We start from the raw sequence: 25,700 nt of genomic DNA on the forward strand, positions 1-25,700 counted from the left end.
CGGTTACGCATGAGGGCGGGCGACACAATGCTGGTGAGGCTGCCGCACGCGTACAACCCTGACCGGGGGACGCGTGTCCAACTGGCGTGGCAGAGGCATTGCTCGACTTCGTGGCTCCACCGGTGCGCCCCGCGATCCTTCCGGTCCGGCGGCGCTCACCGCGCTCCGGCGCCGCCGACGGCTTTGCGGTGATCGTGCCCCTTCCGGCGGGAACGCCGGGCTCCGGCGCGCCGGCCGTGCCCGCCGCGAAGGCCAGGGGGGTGCTCGTGCCCTCCCCGCGTGACGGCTCCGCCGTGCCCCCGGCGGCTCCCGCCACGGGCGAGGCGGCGGTCCGGCCGGTGGCCGCCGAGGCCGCAGAGGCCGCCCCGGCCGTCGGGACCACCGTCGACCACCTCACCGCCACCTACCAGGCGCACTACCGCTCCCTGCTGGGCCTGGCCGCGCTGCTGCTCGACGACACCGCCTCCTGCGAGGACGTGGTCCAAGAGGCGTTCATCCGGGTGCACTCCGCGCGCAGCCGGGTCCGCGAACCGGAGAAGACCCTGGCGTACCTGCGCCAGACCGTCGTGAACCTCTCGCGCTCCGCGCTGCGCCGCCGCATCATCGGCCTCAAGCTGCTGTCGAAGCCGATGCCCGACATGGCGAGCGCCGAAGAGGGCGCGTACGAGCAGCTGGAGCGGGACGACCTGATCAAGTCCATGCGGGGACTGCAACGCCGCCAGCGCGAGGTGCTGGTGCTGCGCTACTTCGCGGACATGACGGAGGCCCAGGTCGCCGAGACCCTCGGGATATCCCTGGGCTCGGTGAAGGCGTACGGATCGCGGGGCATTGCCGCGCTGCGGGTGGCGATGGAGGCTGCGCAGTCATGAACGACCAGGTGAACCGGTCCGGCGGGACGCACGACGAGCAACCCGGCGGCCACGACCACGACCGCGCCCCCGGGTCGCCCGGCCCCCTCGGACCGGACGACCTGCGCGGGCTGCTGCACGGAGCCGTCGGGGGCCTGGCGCCCTCGGACGGCGCGCTGGAGCGCCTGCGCCACGCCGTCCCGGTCCGCCGGGCCCGCAAGCGCCGCGCGGTCATCGGCGCCGCCGCGGCCGTGCTGCTCTGCGGTACCGCGGTCCCGGCCGCGATGCACCTGACGGCGGCCGAGAGCCCGCCCGGCGACCACCCGGCGATGGCGGGCCACGGCGCCGCCGCCGAGGGCGAACCCGGCGGCGGCTCCTCCGACCCGCACGCCGCCGGTGGCGGCGAGGCCCCCGCGACCGCGCAGCCCCCGGCCCCCGGCCAGGGCGCGGGCGGCGCCGACAGCACCCCGGGCCCCGCGGCGTCGGCGCAGGCCGTCGGCGGGGCAGGCACCGGCCCGGCCGCCACGGGCGCCGCGACCGGCGGCGGCCCGCTGCCCCCCGCGGCCGCGGGCCTGCCCGGCTGCGCCGACGCCCAGCTCGGTGTGGTCGCGAGCGCGCGCGGCGCGGAGGCGGACGGCAAGGTGTACGGCAGCTTCCGCGTCACGAACGTCTCCGCGGCGGGCTGTACGGTCACCGGCGCCGACACCGTCACGGCCGCCCCGGCATCGGGCGCGGCCACCGGCAAGACCGCCGTCACGGTCCTCGCCCACACGGCGGGCGACCCGGCGACCGGACTGCCGGACCCGGCGGTGGAGACGCCCGGCCTCATCCTCCAGCCGGCCGCGGGCTACGAGGTGCGCTTCGCGTGGGTGCCCGACACCCCCTGCACGGGCGCCACCGCGGAGCCGGGGACCAAGACCCCGCCGGCCGGCACCGCCCAGGACACGGGCGCGCGGGCGGACGCCGACAGCGGGACGGGCGCGCAGCCGAGCGCCTCGCCGACCCCGCAGGGCGCCGGGATCGCGGTCACGCACACCGTCCAGCCGGGCGCGCCGGCCACCCGGACCACCCTCCCCGCGGCCTGCGGGGGGACGCTCTACCGCACGGGCGTCATCGCGCTGGACGCGGCGCCGACGCCGTAGCGGGCGCGGGGGCGGCGCTCCCGTCGGCGGCCGCCCCGGTCAGCAGTCCGGCCTCCGCGTCGCGCAGGGTCTCCACCTCGCGCCGGTAGAGCCGGAACCACATGAAGAGGACGAAGGCCGCGAAGACGAACCACTCGCCGGTGTAGCCGAGGTTCTGGAAGGCCTTGAGGTCGAGCCCGGTGTTCACCGGAGCCGTCGCCGGTACCGCGGTCATGCCGTCCGCCGCCGTCGGCACGGTCAGCCAGGCGTCGTACAGGCCGTAGGGCACCAGGTTCACCAGCGAGGCGGCCCCGATCACGCCGAGCTGACCGGCGGGCAGTCCGCCCTGGGAGTGGACGCCCTTGCTGCTGGAGCTCTCCGAGGCCTGGAGGACGCCGGTGACCTCGACCCGCCCGGCCGGCGGAGCCGGGGCCCGGGCCGCGTCGGGGGCCCCCGGGAGCCAGCCGCGGACCACCGGGACCGCCTTGCCGCCGTCGGTGCGCAGCAGGGTCAGCACGTAGAAGCCGGTCCTCCCGTCGAGCTGCCGGTCCGGGACCAGCAGCTGTTCGGCGTAGGTGCCGGAGACGGAGGCCAGGCGCCCCGAGGTCCGGGTGTCCACCGGGAGCAGGGAGTCCAGCGGGGCGGCGGCGCGGTCGGCGGGCCGCGCGGCGGACGCCTCCCGGTGGCTGCCGACGCGGTCCTCGAACCGGCCGAGCTGCCACGTCCCCATGAACAGGCAGAAGGGGACGGCCAGCACGACGAAGACGTTGATCCCCCACCAGCGCGGGGTCAGGAGAAACCGGTGCACCCCACCACGGTACGGGGGGTGCACCGCTCCCTCGGTCCCGGGTCGCCGGCGCGGGGCCGGGCCGCCGGGCGGGCCGTCAGAGCGCGGCGCCCCGCGGCAGGTGCTTCAGCGCGAAGTCCAGCTCCATCCGGACCTGCTTGATCCGCTCCTCCACGACCAGCGAGCCGTGTCCGGCGTCGTAGCGGTAGACCTCGTGTTCGGCGCCGCGCGCCGCCAGCCGCTCGACGTAGTTGTCGATCTGCCGGATCGGGCAGCGCGGGTCGTTGACGCCCGCCGCGATGTGTACGGGCGCGCGCACCGCGTCCACGTACGTCAGCGGGGACGAGGCGGTGAAGCGCTCGGGCACCTCCTCGGGCGTCCCCCCGAAGAGGGTCCGGTCCAGGGCCTTGAGCGGCTCCATCTCGTCCTCGTACGCCGCCACGTAGTCGGCGACGGGCACCGCGGCCAGCCCCACCGCCCACACCTCGGGCTGGGTGCCCAGGCCCAGCAGGGTCAGGTAGCCGCCCCACGAGCCGCCGGACAGCACCAGGCGCGCGGGATCGGCGAGCCCGGACTCCACCGCCCAGACGCGCACCGCGTCGATGTCCTCCAGCTCGATCAGGCCGACCCGGTGCTTGAGCGCGTCGGTCCACTCGCGCCCGTAGCCGGTCGAGCCCCGGTAGTTGACCCGGACCACCGCGAAGCCGTGGTCCAGCCAGGCCGCGGGGGTGGCGGCGAAGGCGTCGCTGTCGTGCCAGGTGGGCCCGCCGTGGACCTCGAAGACGGTCGGGAAGGGGCCCTCGCCGTGCCCGGCCGGGCGCTGCGCCAGCGCGTGGATCCGCCCGCCGGGGCCCTCCACCCACACGTCCTCGACGGGCACCGAGCCCGGCGGCCGGAAACCGGGCGGGTCCAGCACCACCGCGCCGGTGGTGGACCGTACCGAGGCGGGCTCGGCGGCCGAGGACCACTGGTACTCGACGGTGCCGTCGGGGCGGGCGGTCGCGCCCGAGACCGTACCGCGCGGGGTGTCCACCCGCAGCAGCTCCCGCGTCGCGAGGTCGTAGCGCCACAGCTCGCCGCGCGCCTCGAACTCGTGGGCGATCAGCAGGGCGGTGCCGTCCGGGTACCACTCGGCGCTCACGTCGCCCGGCAGGTCGATCTCCAGGTCCTCCTGGGTGCCCGCGGCGACGTCCCACACCATCGGCTCCCAGCGGCCGCGCCGCTGGTGGCCCACCAGCAGCCGGGTGTCGCCGGCGACCGGCGCGAAACCGAGCGCGGACAGGCCCAGTTCCTCGGTGCCGCCCTTGGTGTCGTCCAGTTCGGCCACGGTCGCCCCGTCCAGGGTGACCACGCGCAGCGAGGAGTGCATGGCGTCGCCGTGCTCGGTGTGCTCGATCACGACGAGGGTGCCGTCGCGGGAGAGGTCGCCCACGCCCGCCGACTCGGGGTGGCGGTAGATCTCCACCGGCTCCGCGCCGGGGCGCACGACGTGCAGCGTCGAGCCGTCCTCGTCGGTGGAGCGGCCCACCACCGCGGTGCCGTCCCGGCCGATGGCCAGACCGCCCGGGTAGGACGGCTCCAGACCGGGGGTCGCGGGCTCGTCGGGACCGCCCTCGAAGGGCTGGCGCACCCAGACGCCGAACTCGTCGCCGTCGGTGTCGGAGAACCACCAGATCCAGTTGCCGTCGGGGGAGAGGGTGCCGTCGGTGGTGCCGTTGGGACGGTCGGTGGCCTGGCGCTGCGTGCCGCTGGCGCGGTCCCACGCGTACAGCTCGTAGGTCCCCGTCGCGTTGGAGACGAACAGGCTGCGGTCCGGGGCGTCCTCGGCCCAGTCGGGCAGGCCGACGCGGGGTGCGCGGAACCGCTTCTCCCAGTCCGGCATCGCGGGCGGGGCACTGGAGGTCGGGGCGCTCGCGTCGCTCACGTCGCTGCTCACATCGCTGGTCATGCGTCCCATTCTCGCCGCACCGGGCGGCGCGGTGCCCGGATGCAGCCGCGCGTGCACCCGTACCGCTATAACGTCGCGGTATGCGCATGATCGTCCGGGGTGCCCGGCTGCACACAGGAGAGGGCCGCGGCGCGGTCGCCGCCGACCTCGTCGACGTCGAGGTGGCCGAGGACGGCCGGATCGCCCACCTCATCCCGCACGACGACGAGCGCGAACCCCCGGTGACCGGGACCCTGATCGAGGCGCACGGCGGGCTGCTCACCGCGCCCTTCGTCGAGCCCCACATCCACCTGGACACCGCCCTGACCGCGGGCGAGCCGCGCCCCAACGCCTCCGGCACCCTCTGGGAGGGCATCGCCCGCTGGAGCGAGCGCAAGAAGACCCTGACCCGTGAGGACGTCGTCGCGCGCGCCACCGAGGTGCTGCGCTGGCAGGCCGCCCAGGGCGTGCTGTACGTCCGTACGCACTGCGACGTCACCGACCCCGCCCTGACCGCGCTCGACGCGCTCGCGGAGGTCCGCGACCGGGTGCGCGACGTGATGACCCTCCAGATCGTGGCCTTCCCGCAGGAGGGCATCGTCTCCTTCCCGGACGGCGAACGCCTGATGCGGGAGGCGGTCGTGCGCGGCGCGGACGTGATCGGCGCGATCCCGCACTTCGAGGACACTCGCGAGGACGGGGTCGACTCGCTGCGCTTCGCCTTCGAACTCGCCGAGCGGCACGGGCTGCCCGTGGACGCCCACTGCGACGAGATCGACGACGAGCAGTCGCGGTTCGTGGAGGTACTGGCCACCCTGGCGCTGCGCTCCGGCCTGCGCGGCCGGGCGACCGCCTCCCACACCACCGCGATGGGCTCCTACAACGGCGCCTACAGCTACAAGCTCCAGCGGCTGCTGGAGCGGTCCGGGATCAACCTGGTCAGCAACCCCTTCGCCAACCTCAACCTCCAGGGCCGCTTCGACGCCTACCCGCGCCGGCGCGGCCTCACCCAGGTAAAGGAGATGCTCGCGGCCGGGGTCAACGTGGCCTTCGGGCACGACGACGTGATGGACCCGTGGAACGCCCTGGGCACCGGCAACCCGCTCCAGACCGCCCTGGTGGGCCTGTACGCGGCCCAGCTGACGGGAACGGACGAGATCCCCACCGCGTTCTCCATGGTGACGGACCGCGCGGCCCGGGTGCTCGGGCTGGAGGGCGAGGCGTACGGCATCGCGGAGGGCGCCCCCGCCAACTTCGTGCTGCTGCCCGCGCCTTCGCCCGCCGAGGCGCTGCGCCGCCAGGTCCGTCCGAGCCACGTCGTCTCGCGCGGCCGCATCCTCGCCGAGACCCCGGTGGCGCCGACCAGGCTGAGCTGGCCGGGAGAGGACCCGCGACCGGTGGATTTCGCCCGCCGCCTACAGTGACCAGCGTCAACCGGCGTCAGGCGGAGGGGAACCCAGCGACATGTGGACCATAGTGGGACGATCGGCCGAGGCGGCGCGCGAGATCGCCGCGGAGTATGCGGACGAGGCGCTGTTCAACCACTCCGTGCGCTCCTACGCCTTCGGCGCGCGCTACGCCACCGAGCACGGCCTGGCGTACGACGAGGAGCTGTTCTACGTCGCCTCGCTCCTCCACGACCTGGGACTGACCGCGCCCTTCGACAGCCACACCCTGCCCTTCGAGGAGGCGGGCGGCCACGTGGCCCGCGTGCTGACGGCGGGCCTCGGCTGGGCCCCGGCCCGGCGCGCCCGCGCCGAGGAGATCATCGTGCGGCACATGCGCGAGGACGTGACGGCCGACGAGGACGTGGAGAGCCACCTCCTGCAGGTGGGCACGAGCGCCGACGTGTCGGGCCTGCGGGTGGAGGAGTTCGACGAGCGCTTCCGCGCCGAACTGCTCGACGCCTACCCGCGGGCGGGGTTCGGTCCGTCCTTCCTGGCCCTGTTCGAGGACCAGGCGGCGCGCAAGCCGCACTGCTCGGCGGCCGGCCTGGTCTCCAACGGCATCGCGGAGCGGATCGCGAAGAACCCGCTGGGCTGACGCGCGCGGGCGCAGCCGCAGCCGCAGCCGCGGCTGCGCCCGCCGTGGGCCTCCCGGCCGCGGGGCCCCGGCGTCGGTAGCCTGCGCCCATGTCATGGGACTGGGACGAGGACGGAACCGCGCACCCCCTCTCGCTGCGCCGCTCCGGGCGCAGCGAACTGGAGCCGGACCGGCTGCCCGAGGTGCGCGAGCTGGAGGTGCTCGGCTGGGAGAGCGCCCCCGAGCAGGCGCTGTGGGTGTTCCTGCCCTACGTGTGGCCCGCCGCCGCCCGGTGCTGGGTGGCCGACCGCTCCACCCGCTGGGCGGTGGAGACCCGGCTGGACGGCCACGGCCGGGTCACCGACGTCGAGTGCGCGCCGCTCCCGGCCGCCGACCTGCACGGGATGGACGCCGAGGCCGACGCGACCCTGGCCGGCCTCGGTCTGCCGCCCCGGCCGGCGGGTCGCCTGTGGCTGCTGCGGCCGGTGGGGCCCTTCGAGGACCTGGAGGCCGTCCTCGGGCACCTCTACGCGGTGGCCGCGGAGCGCGCGGTGGAGCCCGCGGCGACCAGGGCGTTCATGGAGCTGGTCCGGGACGAGCTGACGGCGCTGCTGGACGCGGCGGGCTGAGGGGGCGGTGGCCCGGTGACCAGGTCCGGGGGCAGGGGCCTGGGGGACGAGGGCCGGGGGACACGGGCCCGCGGGGCGGCGGCCCGCGGGGCGAGGGCCCGGGCCGCGGGCGCCGCCCGCTGCTGAGATGATCGCGGGCATGTCCTTCGACGCCGTCCCCTTCACCGTGTCGCTGGCCGCGTTGCTGGTGGTGCTGGTGTGCGCGGTGGTCCGCCCCTTCGGCCGCCCCGAGGCGTTCTTCGCCGTACCGGCGGCGGTCGTGGTCATCGGCTGCGGGGCCATCGGAGCGGACGCGGTCCGGGCGGAGGCCGAACGCCTCGGTCCGGTCATCGGCTTCCTCGCCGCCGTCCTCGTCCTGGCGAAGCTCTGCGCCGACGAAGGCCTCTTCCACGCCTGCGGCACCTGGATGGCCCGCTGGTCGGCGCGGCGCCCCCGCCGCCTGCTCGGCGCGGTCTTCGTCCTCGCCTCGCTGATCACCGCCGCGCTGAGCCTGGACGCCACCGTCGTCCTGCTCACCCCGGTCGTCTTCGCCACCGCCGCCCGCATGGGGGCCCGGCCCGCGCCGCACCTCTTCGCCTGCGCCCACCTGTCCAACACCGCGTCGCTGCTGCTGCCCGTCTCCAACCTCACCAACCTGCTCGCCTTCACCGCGAGCGGCTTGAGCTTCACCCGGTTCGCGGCCCTGATGACCCTGCCGTGGCTGGTCGCCATCGGCGTCGAGTACCTGGTCTTCCGCCGCTACTTCGCCGCCGACCTCGACGCCGAACCGGCCGGCCGGGAGGCCCTGGAGGCGCCCGAACTCCCGCTGTTCGCCCTGCTGACCGTCGCGGGGACGCTGGCCGGCTTCGCCGTGGCCTCCGCCGTCGGCGTGGACCCGGCCTGGGCCGCCGCGGCGGGCGCCCTGGTGCTGGGCGTGCGGGCGCTGGCCCGGCGCCGCACCACCCCGGCCGCGATCGTGCGCTCGGCCGCGCTGCCGTTCCTCGCCTTCGTCCTGGCCCTGGGCATCGTCGTACGGGCGCTGGTGGACAACGGGCTCGGCGCGGCCCTCGCGCACGCCGTCCCGGACGGCTCCGCCCTGCCCGCGCTGCTCGGCCTGGCCGCGCTGGCCGCCGTACTGGCCAACCTGATCAACAACCTGCCCGCGGTACTGGCCCTCGTCCCCCTGGCCGTGCCGGGCGGCCCGGGCGCCGTGCTCGCCGTCCTGCTGGGCGTGAACATCGGCCCGAACCTCACCTACGCGGGCTCCCTCGCCACCCTGCTGTGGCGCCGCATCGCGCACCACCACGAGCACGAGGTGCGGCTCGGCGAGTTCACCCGCCTCGGCCTGCTGACCACCCCGGCCGCGCTGGCCCTGTCGACCGTCGCCCTGTGGCTGTCGCTGCGCCTCACCGGCACGGCGTGACGCGGGGCCGGGCTCAGGACGCGAACACCTTCGCGAGGCAGCCGCGCAGTTCGGCCACCGCCGGCGGGCTGAGCCGCGCCGCGAGGTAGCCGTCCGGGCGGATCAGGAACGCGGTGGCCTCCCGTACGCCGTACATCAGGGCGAACTCGCCCCGGGCGTCGCGGTACACGGGCAGCGGCGCCCCGGCGGCGCCGTCCGCGCCGTCCGCGTCCTGCGCTTCGGGGAGCACCGCGCACGCCGTGAGCGCGCCGTCCGGCGACCCCTCCCGCACGGCGGAGGCCAGCTCGCCGAAACCGTCCGCGGCGGGTCCGGGGCCGTACAGCAGCAGCAGGTGCTCCCGGCCGCGCAGCAGGTCGAACAGGCGCAGCGGATAGGCGGTGATCGCCCCGCGGAGGCCGCCGCAGTCGGGCGCCCGGTCGCCGGGCAGCGGGCCGGGTGCGCCGTCCGCCCCCGGCCCGTCCACGAGCGGGCTGCCCCGGTAGCCGACCAGCAGCTGGGCCTCGCGCAGCAGCGTCGTCCGCGGGTCCGACGGGTCCGCCTGGACCCCCTGGGCGGCGTGCCGGACGGTGCGGCCGACGACCTCCTCGCCGACCGGGCGGCGCTCGGCGTCGTAGCTCGCCAGCAGCCCCGGACCGGCCGCGTCCCCGACGGCCAGCGCCAGCTTCCAGGCCAGGTTCCAGGCGTCCTGGATGCCGGTGTTCATGCCCTGCGCCCCGGTCGGCGGATGGATGTGCGCGGCGTCCCCGGCGACGAAGACCCGCCCCTCCCCGTAGCGGTCCACCAGCCGGTGGCTGATCCGGAACACCGAGGACCAGCGCATCGCGCCCGCGGTCGTCGGCCACGGCGACAGCCGGTCCAGGACGGCCTGGATGTGCTCCAGGCGCGGAGCCCGGGCGCCCTCCCCGGCCAGGCCGTGGGCGATCCCGCCCCCGCCGGCGCCGGCCGCGGCGTCCGCAGCGGACAGTTCCGGCGGCACCTTCATGGACATCCGGTACCGGCCCGCGCCGGGCAGCGGGATGGACACGAGCACGTCGGCGACGTCGCCCCGCTCGTCCCGGCGCATGGCGCGCAGCCCGTACCCGTGCGGGAGGTCCCACGCGACCTCCACGTCGGCGAGCATGTACTCCTCGGGGAAGGCACCGCCCTCGAAGCCCAGCCCGAGCCCCTTGCGCACGGTGCTGTGCGCGCCGTCGCAGCCCACCAGGAACCGGGTCCGGACCTCCTCCTCCCCGGCGGGCGTGCGCAGCAGGCAGGTCACCCCGTCGGCGTCCTGGGTGAAGGACACCAGCTCGGTGGAGCGCTCGATGCCGGTCCCGAAGCGGTTCAGGAACGCCTCCAGGAGGCGCTCGGTCTCGTACTGCGGCAGTGCGGCGAAGCCGTAGGGGACCTCCGGCGGCAGCACCAGGTCGAGCCGCGGCTGCTCGGCGCCGTCGACGTACGTCAGCTGCCCGCGCAGCGGGACCGCCAGGTCGAGGGCGTCGTGGACGAAGCCCATCCGGTCCCAGATCTCCAGGGTGCGCGGCTGGATGCCCACCGCCTTCGCGTACGGCAGCCGGGCCGGGAGCCGGTCGACGAGGCGGCAGCGGACCCCGCGCCGCCGCAACTCGGCCGCAGCCGTCAGCCCGACCGGACCGGCCCCGGCCACCAGTACGTCCGTGGTTCCTGCGGAGGTCTCCGACATGGGTTTCTCCCCGGATCCGGCCCCCCGGCGGGCGGTCCCCCGCCCTCCATGGTCACCCGCGACCCGGAACCCGGCACTCCGGCGGGCGGGCGCGGCCGGCGGGGGACTGCGGCCGCGCCCGGCCGGGGACGCCGGGCGCGCGTCGTGCGGAGGGTCAGCTTCCGCCGGCCAGCTCACCGCTGAGCGTGCCGTGCAGGCGGGCACTGGGCCCGTTCAGCCCGGTGATCTCGACGCTCTTGCCGCGCTGCGCGTAGCGGTGCTCGACCGCGTCGAGGGCGGCGACGGAGGAAGCGTCCCAGATGTGGGCCGCGGAGAGGTCGATGACGACCCGGTCCGGATCGCCCGCGTAGTCGAACTGCTCGACCAGCTCGTTGGAGGAGGCGAAGAACAGCTCGCCGGTCACGCAGTAGACGACCTGCCCGCCCTCCGGATCGAGGACGGAGGTGACGTGGGCGAGGTGCGCGACGCGCCGGGCGAAGACGACCATCGCGGTGACCGACCCCACGACGACGCCCACGGCCAGGTTGTGGCTGAGGACCACGCACGCGACGGTCACGAGCATGACGGCGATCTCCCCGGCGGGCATCCGCTTCAGCGTCTTCGGCGCCACGGAGTGCCAGTCGAAGGTCGCGAAGCAGACCATGACCATGACGGCGACGAGGGCGGCCATCGGGATGTCCGAGACGACCGGCCCGAAGACGATGCACAGCACCATCAGGAACGCGCCCGCGAGGAAGGTCGAGAGCCGGGTCCGGGCACCCGAGACCTTCACGTTGACCATCGTCTGGCCGATCATCGCGCAGCCGCCCATGCCGCCGAAGAACCCGGTGACGATGTTGGCCACGCCCTGGCCGACGGACTCCCGCGTCTTCGAGGACCGCGTGTCGGTGATCTCGTCGACCAGCTTGGCCGTCATCAGCGACTCCATCAGCCCGACGAGCGCCATGGCCAGCGCGTACGGCGCGACGAGGACCAGCGTGTCGAGGGTGAACGGCACGTCCGGCAGCCCCGGCACCGGCAGCGCGGACGGCAGCGCCCCCTTGTCACCGACGGTCGGGACCGCGATCCCCGCGGCGACGGTGACGGCGGTGAGGACGGCGATCGACACGAGCGGCGCCGGAACCGCCTTCGTGACCCGGGGGAAGAACACCATCAGCGCCAGCCCGGCCGCCAGCAGCGGGTAGACGGGCCAGGGCACGCCGACGAGTTGGGGCACCTGGGCCATGAAGACCAGGATGGCGAGGGAGTTGACGAAGCCGACCATCACGGAGCGCGGCACGAACCGCATCAGCTTCGCCACGCCGAGCGCGCCGAGCGCGATCTGGAAGACGCCGGCCAGGATCACGGCGGCGATCAGGTAGCCCAGCCCGTGCTCCCGGTTCAACGGGGCGATCACGAGCGCCACGGCGCCCGTCGCGGCGGAGATCATCGCCGGCCGCCCGCCGACGAAGGCGATCACGACGGCCATCGTGCACGAGGCGAACAGCCCGATCGCCGGATCCACCCCGGCGATGATCGAGAAGGAGATCGCCTCCGGGATCAGCGCGAGCGCGACGACCAGCCCGGCGAGCACCTCGGTCCGCAGGACCTTCGGCGAGAACCAGACCGGCCGCCCGGGCCGACGGAAGCCGGGCAGCCGGGCGGTTATGGAGGAAGAAGAAGGAGACACGGATACGGACCTCAAGCTCGGGCACGCCCGAAGCGGCGGAGGGCGTGCGGAAAAGACACGAAAGGCCCGATCCACCGAGTGGATCAGGCCTCTTGCGTCTTACGAAGTCGGGGTGGCGGGATTTGAACCCACGACCTCTTCGTCCCGAACGAAGCGCGCTGCCAAGCTGCGCTACACCCCGATCGCCGCCTTGGCGATGTTGCTGCCCTGGCGACATCGATTACTTTAGCGGACCGTCGGCCGGAGACGAAATCCGGTTTTCGCGGGGGCGGAGCCCCCGGGGTGCCCGCGGCTCAGGGCGCCGGGGTCAGGGTGAGCAGGGTCGCCTCCGGCGGGCAGGCGAAGCGGACCGGGGTGAACCGGTTCTGGCCGCAGCCCGCCGAGACGTGCAGGTACGAGCGGTGCCCGGCGGCCTCGTGCGTGGAGAGCCCCTTGACCCGCTTCGTGTCCAGGTCGCAGTTGGTGACCAGGGCCCCGTAGAAGGGGACGCACAGCTGCCCGCCGTGGGTGTGCCCCGCGAGGATCAGCGGGTAACCGTCCGCCGTGAAGGCCTCCAGCGTGCGCAGGTACGGGGCGTGCACGACGGCGAGCGAGAAGTCGGCGTCCGCCTCCGGACCGCCGGCCACCCGTTCGTAGCGGTCCCGCTTGATGTGCGGGTCGTCCAGACCGGTGAAGGCCAGCTCCAGCCCGTCCAGTTTCATCCGCGCCCGGGTGTTGGTGAGGTTCAGCCACCCGGCCCCGTCGAAGGCGTCCCGCAGGTCCTCCCACGGGTTGTGGACGGCGCCGACGACCGGCTTGTTGCCGTTCAGCCCGTGCCGGCCCTGGACCTTCTCGATCAGGTAGCGCCCCGGATTGCGCAGCCGCGGCCCGTAGTAGTCGTTCGAGCCGAAGACGTACGCGCCCGGGAACTCCATCAGGGGGCCCAGCGCGTCCAGCACCTCCGGCACCCCGTCGGTGTCCGAGAGGTTGTCGCCGGTGTTGATCACGAAGTCGGGCCGCAGCCCCGCCAGGGACTGGAGCCAGGCGCGCTTCTTGCGCTGCCCGCACACCATGTGGATGTCGGACACCTGGAGGACCCGCAGGGGCCGCATCCCCCGGGGGAGCACCGGGACGGTCACCCGGCGCAGCCGGAAGGACCGGGCCTCGAAACCGGCGGCGTAGGCCACCCCGGCTGCTCCGGCCGCGGCGATGCCGGCGGTGACCTTCAGGGGGATTCCGTAACGCGCGCGCATGGCCCCATCGTCTCAGACCGGTGAAACCGGTGGGCGCCGACGCCCTCTCACCTGGCAGACTCGACCCATGACCACGCTCAAGGCCAAGCTCAGGGAAGACCTCACCGTTGCCATCAAGGCGCGCGACGAACTCCGTTCGGCCACGCTGCGCCTGACCCTCACCGCCATCACCAAGGAGGAGGTCGCGGGCAAGGAAGCGCGCGAACTCTCCGACGACGACGTCCTCAAGGTGATCGCCAAGGAGGCGAAGAAGCGCCGCGAGGCCGCCGAGGCCTTCGCCCAGGGCGGCCGCAGCGAGCAGGCCGCGCGCGAGCTGGCGGAGGGCGAGGTGCTCGACGCCTACCTCCCCAAGCAGCTCGGTGACGACGAGCTGACCGCGATCGTGGTCGCGGCCGTCGAGGAGGCCCGGGCGGCGGGCGCCGAGGGGCCGCGGGCGATGGGCGCCGTCATGAAGATCGTGAACCCGAAGGTCGCCGGGCTGGCGGAGGGCGGCCGCGTCGCCGCCACCGTCAAGAAGCACCTCTCCTGACGCAGGGGAAACCCGCCACGGAACACGAGGAGGGCCCCGGTCGCCGATGCGACCGGGGCCCTCCGTCTTCCGTCCCTACGCGCCGGCTACGGCCGACGGCCCGTCGGCTCGCCCAGGATGCCCGCCGGGAGGCTGATCCCGGGGTCGGGGGTGCCGGGGAACCCCGGGTCGCCGGTGGTCGCGCCCGTGAGCGCCTGGCCGGCCGGCCTGCCGTCACCCGGCTTGCCGTCGCCGCCCGGCTTCCCGGGCTTGCCGCGGCCCGGCTTGTTCGGGTTCGGCGGGGTCGGGTTGGCACGGCTGCCGCCCGACGGGTTGCCGGCGTCCGGGATGGTGACCGTGGCGAACATCGGGGACTCGCGCCCGGACAGCGCGCCCGAGACGGCGTCCTTCCAGATCGGGCCGGGCAGGCCACCACCGAAGACCTTCGGGTAGTACTGCCCGCCGATGGTGATGTCCTCCATCGAGATCTTCTTGGCACCGCCCGAACCGACCCACACCGCACCGGACATGTTCGGGGTGTAGCCGACGAACCAGGCGTTGTAGCGGCTGTCGGTGGTACCCGTCTTGCCCGCGCTGTCGCGGTCGGACAGTCCGGCCTTCTCACCGGTACCGGAGTCGACCACCCCGCGCAGCAGGGTGTTGATGGTGTCGGCGGTCGTCTCCGACATGGCCTGGTCGCACTTGGACTTCGGCACCTGGAGCGCCTTGTTGTGCGAGTCCGTGATCGCCTCGATCGCGACGGGGGTGCAGTACACGCCCCGGTTGGCGAAGGCGGCGTACGCGTTGGCCATCGTCAGCGGGGACATCTCGGCGGAACCGAGCGCGATGGACGGGGACTCGGGGAGCTTCTCGCCGCTGGCCGGGACGACGTTCAGCTTCTGCGTCATCTCGGTCACCGGGCAGAGCCCGACCTCGCCGATCATCTGGACGAAGTACGTGTTGATGGACTTCTCCATCGCCGTCCGCAGCGGGTACGGGCCGAACTCGTCCTCGGTCTCGTTCTGCGCCTTCTCGTACTTCCTGGTCTTGGGGTCGCGCTCGTTGATGTAGTTCGTGCCGTCGCAGCGCGCGATCGGGCTCGGGTAGTCGATCTCGTACGGCGCCGGGTACACCTTCGACGGCTGCATCCCGCGCTCCAGCGCGGCGGCCGCGATGAACGGCTTGAAGGTGGAGCCCGTCTGGAAGCCGAAGTTGGAGCCGCCCATCCGCTTGTCCACGGAGTAGTTGATCTGCGTCTCGTTCTTCCCGAAGCCGTACGGCTTGGACTGCCCCATCGCCAGCACCCGGCCGGTGCCCGGCTGGACCATGGTCACGGCCGTCGCGATCGAGTCGTCCGCGTAGACGTGCTCCTTGATCGAGGCGTTGGCCGCCTCCTGCGACTGCGGGTCCAGCGTGGTCCGTACGGTCAGGCCGCCCTGGTTCCAGACCTTCGCCCGCTCCTCGCGGGTCTTGCCGAAGACCGGGTCGGACAGGAAGGTGTTGCGCACGTAGTCGCAGAAGAAGCCCGCGCCCTTGACGGCGGTGATGCAGCCGTTCTTCGGCCGGGTCACCTTCAGGGTGACCGGCTTGGCCTTCGCGGCGTCCGCCTCCGCCTGGGAGACGTCCTTCATGTCGGCCATCCGCTGGAGGACGACGTTGCGGCGCTTCATGGACTCGGCCGAGTCGTTGACCGGGTCGAAGCGGCTCGGCGACTGGACGATGCCCGCGAGCAGCGCGGCCTCGTCCAGGGTGAGGTCCTTGGCGGGCTTGCTGAAGTAGCGCTGCGCCGCCGACTCGATCCCGTAGGCCTGCTGGCCGAAGTACGTGATGTTGAGGTAGTTCTCGAGGATCTTCTTCTTCCCGAGTTCCTCCTCGACCTGGATCGAGTACTTCAGCTCGCGGATCTTGCGGCCGAGGCTCTTCTCCTGTGCCTCGCGCACCTTGCTCTCGTCGTCGCCGGCCTCTTCGACGAAGACGTTCTTCACGTACTGCTGCGTGAGCGTGGAGGCGCCCTGTGCGGCGCCGCCCTCCTGCGCGTTGCGGTTCACGGCGCGCAGGATGCCCTTGAGGTCCACCGCGCCGTGTTCGTAGAAACGCGAGTCCTCGATCGCGACGATCGCCTTCTGCATGTAGGGCGAGATCGCGGTGAGCGGGACGACCTGGCGGTCCCGTGAATAGACAGTGGCGATCAAGCCACCCTCTGCGTCCAGAATCGTGGTGCGCTGACTCAGCGGCGGTGTCTTCAGATTGGCCGGGATCTCGTCGAATCCCTCGACCGTGCCCTTGGCCGCGAGGCCCAGCGCGCCCGCGCCGGGGATCGCGATGCCGGCGAGCACGACTCCGGAGAGAACGGACACACCGAGGAACCTGGCGGCCTGTTGGCTCCCCGAGAGCCCTCCGCTTGAGCGCTTCTTTCCCATGGAGGGCAGCCTACGTTCTCATTCGCCGGACACACGCGAATGCCTTGGCCTAAGCTGGCAACAACTGTCACAGCAGTGTGGCGCGACATCAACCCTGCGGCTCGATTTTCACCCTTCCCGAATGGGGTGAACTCTTGTCCGAATCTCGCCCCTCTTCCGGGTGGCCTACCGCCGATTCACCCGAATTGTCGGAATGGTCGGGCATGTCGTCCGATCACTCCGTCGGGTGATCTGCCGCTTACCCATAGTCCGTTCGGACCATTCAAGATTGGGCCCGACGGGGGTGTTGCACTCTGTCCACCTTCCGTAACGTCCTCAACTGGCAGCGGTGAATATGCCGCTACCGCCGTGGGGGAGCCTCGATTCGGGAGAGGACGGCGCCGGGATGGGCTGGGTTACCGACTGGAGTGCGCAGGCAGCCTGCCGCACTACCGATCCGGATGAACTGTTCGTTCAAGGAGCGGCACAGAACAGGGCCAAGGCGGTGTGCACCGGATGTCCGGTGCGGACCGAATGCCTGGCCGATGCGCTCGACAATCGCGTGGAGTTCGGCGTGTGGGGCGGAATGACCGAGCGGGAGCGGCGCGCACTGCTGCGCAGGCGCCCCACCGTCACCTCGTGGCGACGGCTGCTCGAAACCGCCCGTACGGAGTACGAGCGCAGTACGGGCATCCTCACCGTGGATGTCGAGGGGGAGGTTGATCTTCGGTTCGAGACGTACGCGGCAGCCGGGTAGACCCCCGCGCAGCCCGTCTACGCTCCGGCCGGCACCCCGGCCGCGAGCCGCTCTCCGATGGCCCGCAGCCCGGCGAGGTCGTGCACATCGCCGGGCAGGGCGGCCACTTCGGCCACCGCCACCTCGGGATGCAGCGAGGTGAACCGATCACGTGTGCGCCGTTCGCGCGCGATCACCTGCATGCGCTCGGCGTGCAGGCGCAGGAGCCCGGCGGTGATCTCGTCCGCCGTGACGTCGTCGTCGTCCGGAGTCGTGCCGGTGCTGTCGGTACTTCCGGTTCCTTCGGTGCTTTCCGTGCTTTCCGTGCTTTCGGCAGGGCCGGCAGGGGTGGGGGAGCCCTCCGCGGCGGAGCCACGATGTCCAGCTTTCCCGGCCTCCTGATCGACAATGCCGCCCTCTTCAAGATTCTCTGCGGCGGCCAACGCCCGCTCCGCCGACAGCTGGTCGGCCCCGCTGCCGTGCACCCGGTTCAGTACGAGCCCGGCCAGCGGCATCCGTTCCGCGGCCAGCCGCTCCACGAAGTACGCCGCCTCGCGCACCGCGTCCGGTTCCGGCGCCGCGACCACGAGGAAGGCCGTACCGGGCGCCTGGAGCAGCCGGTACGTCGCGTCCGCGCGGGTCCGGAAGCCGCCGAACATCGTGTCCATCGCCGCGACGAAGGTCTGCACGTCCTTCAGCAGCGAGGCACCCATCAATTTGCTGAGCGTGCCGGTCATCATCGACATGCCGACATTGAGGAACTTCATCCCCGCCCGGCCGCCGACCTTCGCCGGAGCCATCAGGACCCGGATGAACTTCCCGTCCAGGAAAGACCCCAGCCGCTTCGGCGCGTCCAGGAAGTCCAGCGCCGACCGGCTCGGCGGGGTGTCCACGATGATCAGGTCCCAGTCGTCCCGGGCGCGCAGCTGCCCGAGCTTCTCCATCGCCATGTACTCCTGCGTGCCCGCGAACCCGGCCGACAGGGACTGGTAGAAGGGGTTGTCCAGGATGGCCCTGGCCCGCTCGCCGTCCGCGTGCCCCTCGACGATCTCGTCGAAGGTCCGCTTCATGTCCAGCATCATCGCGTGCAGTTCGCCGCCGGCCCCCGGCGCGCCGTCCGCCGCGCCCACCTCCGCCACCCGCCGCGGGGTGTTGTCGAGGGAGTCGATGCCCAGCGACTGGGCCAGCCTGCGCGCCGGGTCGATGGTCAGGACGACCACCGTGCGCCCGCGCTCCGCCGCCCGTACGCCGAGCGCCGCGGCCGTCGTGGTCTTGCCCACGCCGCCCGAACCGCAGCAGACGATGATCCGCGTACCGGCGTCGTCGAGCAGCGCGTCGACCGCCAGCCGCGGCGGAGTGTCCAGGCCCATGGTCCCCGCGCTCCCCAGGTTCTCGCTCATTCGGTCCCCACCTGCTTGCGGAGTTCCGTCGCCAGCTCGTACAGCCCGGCCAGGTCCATCCCCGCGCCGAGCAGGGGGAGTTCGTACGCCGGTACGTCCAGCCCCTCCAGCACCGCCCGCTGCTCCCGCTCCAGCTCCACCCGGCCCGCGTGCTCTTCGGCCTGCTCCAGCAGCGGGTCCAGCAGCCGCTCCGCCAGGCCGCCGCGCCGCGCGCCGCCCAGCCCGGCCCGGGACAGCGACCGTGCGAGTTCGGCGCGGCGCTCTCCGGCGGCGGCCCGCAGGGTTCCGCCGTCCAGGTGGTGCGGCCGCATCATGTTGACGACGACCCGGCCGACCGGCAGCCCGGCGGCGCGCAGTTCGGCGATCCCGTCCGCGGTCTCCTGGACGGGCATCTCCTCCAGCAGCGTCACCAGGTGCACGGCCGTCTCGGGGGACTTCAGCACCTTCATGACGGCCTGGGCCTGGTTGTGGATCGGCCCGAACCGGGCCAGCCCCGCCACCTCGTCGTTGACGTTCAGGAAGCGGGTGATCCGCCCGGTCGGCGGCGCGTCCATCACCACGTGGTCGTAGACGAACCGGCCCGCCTTGTCCTTGCGCCGCACCGCCTCGCACGCCTTGCCGGTGAGCAGCACGTCCCGCAGCCCCGGCGCGATCGTCGTCGCGAAGTCGATGGCGCCCAGCTTCTTCAGGGCGCGCCCGGCCGAGCCGAGCTTGTAGAACATCTGGAGGTAGTCCAGCAGGGCCCGCTCCGCGTCGATCGCGAGCCCGAACACCTCACCGCCGCCCGGCGCGACGGCGATCTTGCGCTCCTCGTACGGGAGCGCCTCCGCGCCGAAGAGCTGCGCGATCCCCTGCCTGCCCTCCACCTCCACCAGAAGCGTGCGTCCGCCCTCACGTGCGAGGGCGAGCGCGAATGCCGCGGCGACCGTGGTCTTTCCGGTGCCGCCCTTGCCGCTGACCACCTGGAGCCTGCTCACAGCGACCGAGCCTAATTCCTCGGCGGCGGTGGCGTGGGCGGCGGGGGCCGGGACGGCCGGGGGACGGGCCGCGCGTCACCCCCCGGGACAGGCACTACGCTCGCTCCCATGACCAAGAAGTTCGAATATGCGACCGTCCCGCTGCTGGTCCACGCCACCAAGCAGATCCTGGACACCTGGGGCGAGGACGGCTGGGAGCTCGTCCAGGTCGTGCCCGGCCCGAACAATCCCGAGCAGCTCGTCGCCTACCTCAAGCGGGAGAAGGCATGACCGCCGGAGCCGTCGAGGCCAGGCTGGCCGAGCTGGGCCTGACGCTGCCCGAGGTCGTCCCGCCGCTGGCCGCCTACCAGCCCGCCGTGCGCTCGGGCGCCCACGTGTACACCGCGGGCCAGCTGCCGATGGTGAAGGGCAGCATGCCGGTCACCGGCAAGGTCGGCGCCGAGGTCTCGGCCGAGCAGGCCAAGGAACTGGCCGCGATCTGCGCGCTGAACGCGCTGGCCGCCGTGAAGTCCGTCGTGGGTGACCTCGACCGGATCGCGCGCGTGGTGAAGGTCGTCGGCTTCATCGCCTCCGCCCCCGACTTCACCGGGCAGCCGGGCGTGCTCAACGGCGCGAGCGAGCTGCTGGGCGAGGTGCTCGGCGAGCGCGGCGTGCACGCGCGCAGCGCGGTCGGCGTCGCGGTGCTGCCGCTGGACGCGCCCGTCGAGGTCGAGATCCTGGTGGAACTGACCCCGGACGAGGTCTAGCCGTACCGGCCCCCACCCCGCCCCTCCGGGGAGGGGCGGGGGCCCTCGAACATCCCGCCGGTTACCCGTAGCATCCCGCCATGCCGAATGATCCGCACGGCCAGTCGCCCAGCGTGCCCCCCGCCCCCGGCGGCCAGTGGTACCCGCCCGAGTGGCCCGACCGCATCCGCGCCCTCGCCGACGGGACCCTGACCCCCGTGGCGCCCCGGCGCGCGGCCACCGTCATGCTGCTGCGCGACGACGAGAGCGGAAGCGGCGCCGGTCCCGCGGTGCACATGCTGCGCCGCCGCACCTCGATGGCCTTCGCCGGGGGTGCGTACGCCTATCCCGGCGGCGGTGTCGACCCCCGCGACGAGGACCACCGCATCGGCTGGGCGGGCCCGGCGCTGGCCGACTGGGCCGCCCGGATGGGGACGGACCCGGCCACCGCCCAGGCCATCGTCTGCGGCGCGGTCCGCGAGACCTTCGAGGAAGCCGGGGTGCTGCTCGCGGGCGAGAGCCCCGACACCGTCGTCGGCGACACGACCGGGGACGACTGGGAGGCCGACCGGCGGGCCCTGGTCGCCCGGGAGCTGTCCTTCGCCGAGTTCCTGGACCGCCGGGGCCTGCTGTTGCGGTCCGACCTGCTGGGTGCCTGGGCGCGCTGGATCACCCCGGAGTTCGAGCCGCGCCGCTACGACACCTGGTTCTTCGTGGCCGCGCTCCCCGCCGGTCAGCGCACCCGCAACGCCTCGACCGAGGCCGACCGGACCGTGTGGATCCGCCCGTCCGAGGCCGCCGCGGGCTACGACAAGGGCGAGCTGCTGATGATGCCGCCGACCATTTCCACCCTGCGTTCGCTGGAGCCGTACGGGAGCGCCGCGCAGGCGCTCGCCGCCGCATCGGGACAGGACCTGGCCCCGGTGCTGGCCCGGGCCGTGCTGGAGGGCGGCGAGGTGGTGCTCAGCTGGCCGGGCCACGACGAGTTCACCAAGCGGGTCCGGCAGGGGGACGCGCCGTGACCGACGCCGCCGCCCTGCCCGGCCAGCCGCGCGGAACCGTCGTCTCCGGTCCCGCCACCGCCCGCGCGGTCAACGTCCTGGCCCCCAACGCCTCCGCGATGACCCTGGACGGCACCAACACCTGGCTGGTCTCCGAACCGGACTCCGACCTCGCGGTGGTCGTCGACCCCGGCCCGCTGGACGAGGGCCACCTGCGGAACGTGATCGCGACCGCCGAGGCGGCGGGCAAGCGGGTCGCGCTGACCCTCCTCACGCACGGCCACGTCGACCACGCCGAGGGCGCGGGCCGCTTCGCCGAGCTGACCGGCACGAAGGTGCGCGCCCTGGACCCCGCGCTCCGCCTCGGCGACGAGGGGCTGGCGGGCGGCGACGTGATCCGGGTCGGCGGTCTGGAGCTGCTGGTCGTGCCGACCCCGGGCCACACCGGCGACTCGCTCTGCTTCCACCTCCCGGCCGACGGCGCGGTGCTGACCGGGGACACCGTCCTCGGCCGCGGCACCACGGTGGTGGCCCACCCCGACGGCCGCCTCGGCGACTACCTCGACTCGCTGCGCCGGCTGCGCTCCCTGACCGTGGACGACGGGGTGCGTACGGTCCTGCCGGGCCACGGGCCGGTCCTGGAGGACGCCCAGGGCGCGGTGGAGTACTACCTCGCCCACCGCGCGCACCGGCTCGCCCAGGTCGAGACGGCCGTCGAGAACGGGCTCGCGACCCCCGAGGAGGTCGTGGCGCACGTGTACGCGGATGTGGACCGCTCGCTGTGGCCGGCCGCGGAGTGGTCCGTACGGGCCCAGCTGGAGTACCTGCGGGAGCACGGCCTGATCCCGGGCGGCCCGGAAACGTACGCCTGAGGGTGCGACGTCCGGCGGACCGGGCGGGACCCTAGAAGACTTCCCCGGCCCGCCGCGGGCCGCGGCGGCCGTGCCGGGCGGTGTGCTCCGCGGTGAGCCACGGTCCCAGGTCCTCCAGGTGGGTCCGGAGGACGCCCCGGTCGGTGCCCGGGTCCAGGCCCTCGGCCGCCGCCGCGCGCATCTGGTCCGCGCGCTCGGGGTGGTACCGCGCGAAGATCTCGGCGGATTCGGCCAGGTCACTGGTCCAGCCGCCCCACCGGGGCATGACCAGGGTGAATCCGGTGCGCACGAGACGCCGAGCGAGGAAACGATTCAGCTCCCGCAGCTCCGCGTCCGTCCGCGCCGCCGCGGCCCGTTCGCGCGCGGTGGCGAGTACGTCCTCCAGGTCGCCGCCGGTCTCCCGGGCGAGCCGGGTGTCCGGGCGGTAGCGCGGCAGGTGCTCGGCCAGGTCCGCACCGAGCAGCGGGGTGCACAGGCAGGCGAGGAACCACCCCAGTTCGTACCGCTGCGCCTCGCCGAGCAGGGTCTCCTTGCCGTGGAGCAGGATCCCCGCGCCGCGGATCACCCCGCCCGCCCGCGCGAAGTCCAGGTCGAGCCCGCGGACGAGCACCTCGGCGGTGTCCCGGTCCTCGCCGGTGGGCTCGCGGTGCAGGGCGACCAGCATGTCGAGGCCGGAGCGGCCGGGCCGGGCGGTGCCGCGCGGCACGGACCCGTACAGGTAGGCGCTGTGCAGCCGCGGCCCGTACGCCTCGGCGATCCGCGTCCGGGCGGCGGCGACCACCTCGCGGAAGGGCGCGGGCACCCGCCCGAGGGAACCCTCGCGCGCGATGAACCCCTGGGGGTCCAGCCCTCTGTGTCCCATGGGAACCACTGTGGCACCGCGGCCCGGGGATCGGCGGGGGCGGGGCATGCGGAAGGGGGTCCCGCCCGTGGGCGGAACCCCCTTCACGGTGTCGCAGGGCGCCCGCGGGGGCGCCGCGGGACGAGGGCGGGCGTCAGCGCGAGCGCTTCGCCAGCCGCTCCACGTCCAGCAGGATGACGGCGCGCGCTTCGAGGCGCAGCCAGCCGCGGCCGGCGAAGTCGGCGAGCGCCTTGTTCACGGTCTCGCGGGAGGCGCCGACGAGCTGGGCCAGCTCCTCCTGCGTCAGGTCGTGCACGACGTGGATGCCCTCTTCGGACTGCACGCCGAAGCGGCGCGACAGGTCCAGGAGCGCCCGGGCCACACGGCCCGGCACGTCGGAGAAGACCAGGTCGGACATCTGGTCGTTGGTCTTGCGCAGGCGGCGGGCGACGGCGCGCAGCAGCGCGGTCGCGACCTCGGGGCGGGCGTTCAGCCAGGGCTGGAGGTCGCCGTGGCCGAGGCCGAGCAGCTTGACCTCGGTCAGCGCGGTCGCCGTGGCGGTGCGCGGGCCCGGGTCGAAGAGGGACAGCTCACCGATCAGCTCGCCGGGGCCGAGCACGGCCAGCATGTTCTCGCGCCCGTCGGGCGAGGTGCGGTGCAGCTTCACCTTGCCCTCGGTCACCACATACAGGCGGTCGCCGGGGTCGCCCTCGTGGAACAGGGCGTCACCGCGGGCGAGGGTCACCTCGCCCATGGATGCGCGGAGCTCCGCGGCCTGCTCGTCATCGAGCGCCGCGAAGAGCGGGGCGCGCCGCAGAACGTCGTCCACGAGTCTCTCTCCTATGTCGACCGGCGTCAGGGGGACCTGCGTCCCCCATTTTGCCGGACGCGTCAAACAGTGCGATCAGTCACTCAGGTCACAAGGATGCCGGACTTACGGGCGTGCTGTGCGGTGGGAGGCCAATCGGAGTGGTGTTACCAGAGGTCCGGCGGGGTGTCAGCCGTCGGCCTTAGGCTGGCCGGGTGTCCAATAAGCCGGTGAGAGCACAGGCCAAGGGGTCCGCGGATGTGACCGCGGCCCATAATTCTGCTGTGGGCGAACAGCCTCCGTCCGGGGTCGCTCCGGAGGGGTCGCCGCCCGCGAAGGGCAAAGTTTCGGCCAAGAAACCTGCCGCGGCGGAGTCGAAGGTGAAGGCGGCCAAGGCGGCGCCCGCGGTGACGTCCGGGAGAGCGGCCAAGCCGGCCGAGGCGGCCAAGGGGGCCAAAGCGGAATCCCGCCTCGCCATGGTCCGGCGTGCCCGCCGCATCAACCGCGAGCTGGCCGAGGTCTATCCGTACGCCCACCCGGAACTCGACTTCCGCAATCCCTTCGAGCTGCTCGTCGCGACCGTGCTGTCCGCGCAGACCACCGACCTGCGGGTGAACCAGACCACCCCGGCGCTCTTCGCCGCCTACCCCACCCCCGAGGACATGGCGGCGGCCGTGCCCGAGGAGCTGGAGCAGATCATCCGGCCGACCGGGTTCTTCCGGGCGAAGGCGAAGTCGCTGCTCGGCCTCTCGGCCGCGCTGCGCGACAACTTCGGCGGCGAGGTGCCGGGCCGGATAGAAGACCTGGTCACCCTGCCGGGCGTCGGCCGCAAGACCGCCAACGTGGTCCTCGGCAACGCCTTCGGTGTCCCGGGGATCACCGTCGACACCCACTTCGGCCGCCTGGTGCGCCGCTGGAAGCTGACCGAGCAGGAGGACCCGGAGAAGGTCGAGGCGGAGATCTGCGCGATCTTCCCGAAGAGCGAGTGGACGATGCTCTCGCACCGGGTCGTCTTCCACGGCCGCCGGATCTGCCACTCCCGCAAGCCCGCCTGCGGCGCCTGCCCGATCGCGCCGCTCTGCCCCGCGTACGGCGAGGGCGAGACCGACCCGGAGAAGGCGAAGCTGCTCCTGAAGTACGAGATGGGCGGGTACCCGGGCCAGCGGCTGAGTCCGCCCCCCGACTACCCGGGCCGCCCGGCGCCCCCGCTCGGCGCGGGGTCGTGACGCCGCGGGACGTGTCGACGACCTGACATGCCCGGGATGGCCCGAGATGGTTTCGAGGTGTTCCGAGGAACGAAACCGGCCACGGACCGCGTTGTCCGGATGCCGGAAGTACAGGGAGCAAGGGTGCCTATGACGCGCGGGACGCAGGACGACAGCCTGACCACCGGAGCCCGGGCCCGCACCGGCCCCGGACCCGCCCGGGGCGGCGGCGGCGCGCCCGGCGGGATCGAGGTCAGCACGCGCGGGCTGCCCCGCTGGCTCGACCCCGTGGTCTCCGCCGCCCGGACCGTCCGGCCGACCCAGCTGAGCCGCTTCCTGCCCCCCGAGGACGGCGCGGGCCGCCAGTCCGCCGTGCTGGTGCTCTTCGGCGAGGGCCCGCGCGGCCCCGAACTGCTCCTGATGGAGCGCGCCGCCGCGCTGCGCTCCCACGCCGGCCAGCCGTCCTTCCCGGGCGGCGCCCTCGACCCCGAGGACGGGGACCCGCAGACCACCGGCCCGCTGCGGGCCGCCCTGCGCGAGGCCGAGGAGGAGACCGGGCTGGATCCGGCCGGAGTGCAGCTCTTCGGCGTGCTGCCCCGGCTCTACATCCCGGTCAGCGAGTTCGTCGTGACCCCGGTGCTCGGCTGGTGGCGCGAGCCCAGCCCGGTCGGGGCCGTTGACCTCGCGGAGACCGCGCGGGTCTTCACGGTTCCCGTGGCGGATCTCACGGACCCGGCCCACCGGGTCACCGTCGTCCACCCGGGCGGCTACCAGGGCCCCGCGTTCCAGGTCGCATCGGCTCTGGTCTGGGGTTTTACGGCCGGAGTGATCGACCGGATCCTGCATTTCGCCGGCTGGGAGCAGCCGTGGGACCGCTCGCGCCAGGTCCCCCTCGACTGGCGCGCATGAG

At 73.6% G+C, this 25,700-nt stretch carries 24 protein-coding genes and 1 tRNA gene; 14 read left to right on the forward strand and 11 right to left on the reverse strand.

Annotated elements, in window-relative coordinates:
• Positions 1-86 precede the first annotated feature (86 nt).
• Both ABZY31_RS09090 and ABZY31_RS09095 read left to right on the forward strand, forming a co-directional pair.
• Positions 87-869: a SigE family RNA polymerase sigma factor gene (locus ABZY31_RS09090; RefSeq protein WP_356406468.1), complete on the forward strand. Its 783-nt coding sequence runs from the start codon at positions 87-89 to the stop codon at positions 867-869.
• Complete coding sequence (locus ABZY31_RS09095) at positions 866-1,990, forward strand: hypothetical protein (protein ID WP_356406471.1); 1,125 nt, start codon at positions 866-868, stop codon at positions 1,988-1,990. The genes ABZY31_RS09090 and ABZY31_RS09095 overlap by 4 nt, the downstream gene beginning before the upstream one ends.
• On the opposite strand, the gene ABZY31_RS09100 is transcribed toward ABZY31_RS09095, so the two are convergent.
• A complete protein-coding gene (locus tag ABZY31_RS09100) occupies positions 1,959-2,777 on the reverse strand; it encodes an SURF1 family protein (RefSeq protein ID WP_356406473.1) in 819 nt (272 codons plus the stop codon). The two genes, ABZY31_RS09095 and ABZY31_RS09100, sit on opposite strands and share 32 nt — an antisense overlap.
• A gap of 76 nt (positions 2,778-2,853) precedes the next feature.
• A complete protein-coding gene (locus ABZY31_RS09105; RefSeq protein ID WP_356406820.1) occupies positions 2,854-4,638 on the reverse strand; it encodes a prolyl oligopeptidase family serine peptidase in 1,785 nt (594 codons plus the stop codon).
• A 146-nt stretch (positions 4,639-4,784) separates the two neighbouring features.
• Between ABZY31_RS09105 and codA the strand changes: the two genes are divergently transcribed.
• From codA to ABZY31_RS09125, 4 genes are all read left to right on the forward strand, one after another.
• Positions 4,785-6,107: a cytosine deaminase gene (gene codA, locus ABZY31_RS09110; RefSeq protein ID WP_356406476.1), complete on the forward strand. Its 1,323-nt coding sequence runs from the start codon at positions 4,785-4,787 to the stop codon at positions 6,105-6,107.
• 40 nt (positions 6,108-6,147) lie between these two features.
• Positions 6,148-6,726, forward strand: a complete 579-nt coding sequence (locus ABZY31_RS09115) for an HD domain-containing protein (protein ID WP_356406479.1) — start codon at positions 6,148-6,150, stop codon at positions 6,724-6,726.
• An 89-nt stretch (positions 6,727-6,815) separates the two neighbouring features.
• Positions 6,816-7,334, forward strand: a complete 519-nt coding sequence (locus ABZY31_RS09120) for a DUF5956 family protein (RefSeq protein ID WP_356406482.1) — start codon at positions 6,816-6,818, stop codon at positions 7,332-7,334.
• Positions 7,335-7,473: 139 nt separating this feature from the next.
• The gene (locus ABZY31_RS09125; RefSeq protein WP_356406485.1) at positions 7,474-8,736 is read left to right on the forward strand and encodes an SLC13 family permease; all 1,263 of its coding nucleotides are present in this window, start codon (positions 7,474-7,476) and stop codon (positions 8,734-8,736) included.
• Between the two features lie 13 nt (positions 8,737-8,749).
• Here the strand turns inward: ABZY31_RS09125 and ABZY31_RS09130 are convergent, their stop codons facing one another.
• The 4 genes from ABZY31_RS09130 to ABZY31_RS09145 form a co-directional block, all read right to left on the reverse strand.
• Entirely contained in the window at positions 8,750-10,417 is a 1,668-nt protein-coding gene (locus tag ABZY31_RS09130) for an FAD-dependent monooxygenase (protein WP_356406488.1), read from the reverse strand.
• A 154-nt stretch (positions 10,418-10,571) separates the two neighbouring features.
• A complete protein-coding gene (locus tag ABZY31_RS09135; RefSeq protein ID WP_356406491.1) occupies positions 10,572-12,086 on the reverse strand; it encodes a SulP family inorganic anion transporter in 1,515 nt (504 codons plus the stop codon).
• 107 nt (positions 12,087-12,193) lie between these two features.
• Positions 12,194-12,267, reverse strand: a tRNA-Pro gene (locus tag ABZY31_RS09140).
• A 112-nt stretch (positions 12,268-12,379) separates the two neighbouring features.
• Entirely contained in the window at positions 12,380-13,318 is a 939-nt protein-coding gene (locus tag ABZY31_RS09145) for a metallophosphoesterase (protein ID WP_356406494.1), read from the reverse strand.
• Between the two features lie 67 nt (positions 13,319-13,385).
• Between ABZY31_RS09145 and ABZY31_RS09150 the strand changes: the two genes are divergently transcribed.
• Positions 13,386-13,847: a GatB/YqeY domain-containing protein gene (locus ABZY31_RS09150; RefSeq protein ID WP_356406496.1), complete on the forward strand. Its 462-nt coding sequence runs from the start codon at positions 13,386-13,388 to the stop codon at positions 13,845-13,847.
• Between the two features lie 86 nt (positions 13,848-13,933).
• On the opposite strand, the gene ABZY31_RS09155 is transcribed toward ABZY31_RS09150, so the two are convergent.
• Complete coding sequence (locus ABZY31_RS09155; RefSeq protein WP_356406499.1) at positions 13,934-16,246, reverse strand: transglycosylase domain-containing protein; 2,313 nt, start codon at positions 16,244-16,246, stop codon at positions 13,934-13,936.
• A 385-nt stretch (positions 16,247-16,631) separates the two neighbouring features.
• On the opposite strand from ABZY31_RS09155, the gene ABZY31_RS09160 reads away from it, so the two are divergent.
• Positions 16,632-16,982: a WhiB family transcriptional regulator gene (locus ABZY31_RS09160; protein ID WP_356406502.1), complete on the forward strand. Its 351-nt coding sequence runs from the start codon at positions 16,632-16,634 to the stop codon at positions 16,980-16,982.
• 17 nt (positions 16,983-16,999) lie between these two features.
• Here ABZY31_RS09160 and ABZY31_RS09165 read toward each other — a convergent pair whose 3' ends face one another.
• Positions 17,000-18,331, reverse strand: coding sequence for an ArsA family ATPase (locus ABZY31_RS09165; protein ID WP_356406823.1), 1,332 nt, complete (start codon positions 18,329-18,331; stop codon positions 17,000-17,002).
• Between the two features lie 26 nt (positions 18,332-18,357).
• The gene (locus ABZY31_RS09170; RefSeq protein ID WP_356406505.1) at positions 18,358-19,338 is read right to left on the reverse strand and encodes an ArsA-related P-loop ATPase; all 981 of its coding nucleotides are present in this window, start codon (positions 19,336-19,338) and stop codon (positions 18,358-18,360) included.
• Between the two features lie 108 nt (positions 19,339-19,446).
• Here ABZY31_RS09170 and ABZY31_RS09175 point away from each other — a divergent pair, with 108 nt between their 5' ends.
• The 4 genes from ABZY31_RS09175 (at position 19,447) to ABZY31_RS09190 (ending at position 21,936) form a co-directional block, all read left to right on the forward strand.
• Positions 19,447-19,608 carry a DUF4177 domain-containing protein gene (locus ABZY31_RS09175; protein ID WP_007264966.1) on the forward strand — a complete coding sequence of 54 codons (162 nt, stop codon included), beginning with the start codon at positions 19,447-19,449 and terminating at the stop codon, positions 19,606-19,608.
• Positions 19,605-20,084 (forward strand): RidA family protein, encoded by a 480-nt coding sequence (locus ABZY31_RS09180; RefSeq protein WP_356406506.1) that lies wholly within the window; start codon positions 19,605-19,607, stop codon positions 20,082-20,084. The genes ABZY31_RS09175 and ABZY31_RS09180 overlap by 4 nt, the downstream gene beginning before the upstream one ends.
• An 80-nt stretch (positions 20,085-20,164) precedes the next feature.
• The gene (locus tag ABZY31_RS09185) at positions 20,165-21,085 is read left to right on the forward strand and encodes an NUDIX hydrolase (RefSeq protein WP_356406507.1); all 921 of its coding nucleotides are present in this window, start codon (positions 20,165-20,167) and stop codon (positions 21,083-21,085) included.
• A complete protein-coding gene (locus ABZY31_RS09190) occupies positions 21,082-21,936 on the forward strand; it encodes an MBL fold metallo-hydrolase (protein ID WP_356406508.1) in 855 nt (284 codons plus the stop codon). The genes ABZY31_RS09185 and ABZY31_RS09190 overlap by 4 nt, the downstream gene beginning before the upstream one ends.
• Positions 21,937-21,967: 31 nt before the next feature.
• On the opposite strand, the gene ABZY31_RS09195 is transcribed toward ABZY31_RS09190, so the two are convergent.
• Together ABZY31_RS09195 and ABZY31_RS09200 are read right to left on the reverse strand one after the other, a co-directional pair.
• The gene (locus ABZY31_RS09195; protein ID WP_356406511.1) at positions 21,968-22,798 is read right to left on the reverse strand and encodes a nucleotidyltransferase domain-containing protein; all 831 of its coding nucleotides are present in this window, start codon (positions 22,796-22,798) and stop codon (positions 21,968-21,970) included.
• A gap of 133 nt (positions 22,799-22,931) precedes the next feature.
• Positions 22,932-23,606 (reverse strand): Crp/Fnr family transcriptional regulator, encoded by a 675-nt coding sequence (locus tag ABZY31_RS09200; protein WP_003981529.1) that lies wholly within the window; start codon positions 23,604-23,606, stop codon positions 22,932-22,934.
• A 386-nt stretch (positions 23,607-23,992) separates the two neighbouring features.
• On the opposite strand from ABZY31_RS09200, the gene nth reads away from it, so the two are divergent.
• Both nth and ABZY31_RS09210 read left to right on the forward strand, forming a co-directional pair.
• Positions 23,993-24,811: an endonuclease III gene (nth, locus tag ABZY31_RS09205; protein WP_356406514.1), complete on the forward strand. Its 819-nt coding sequence runs from the start codon at positions 23,993-23,995 to the stop codon at positions 24,809-24,811.
• Positions 24,812-24,940: 129 nt separating this feature from the next.
• Positions 24,941-25,699 carry a CoA pyrophosphatase gene (locus tag ABZY31_RS09210; RefSeq protein WP_356406517.1) on the forward strand — a complete coding sequence of 253 codons (759 nt, stop codon included), beginning with the start codon at positions 24,941-24,943 and terminating at the stop codon, positions 25,697-25,699.
• Position 25,700: the final 1 nt, after the last annotated feature.

Origin of the sequence: Streptomyces sp. NPDC006529, assembly GCF_040611795.1 — a bacterium.
In the GTDB taxonomy this organism is placed as follows: Bacteria; Actinomycetota; Actinomycetes; order Streptomycetales; family Streptomycetaceae; genus Streptomyces.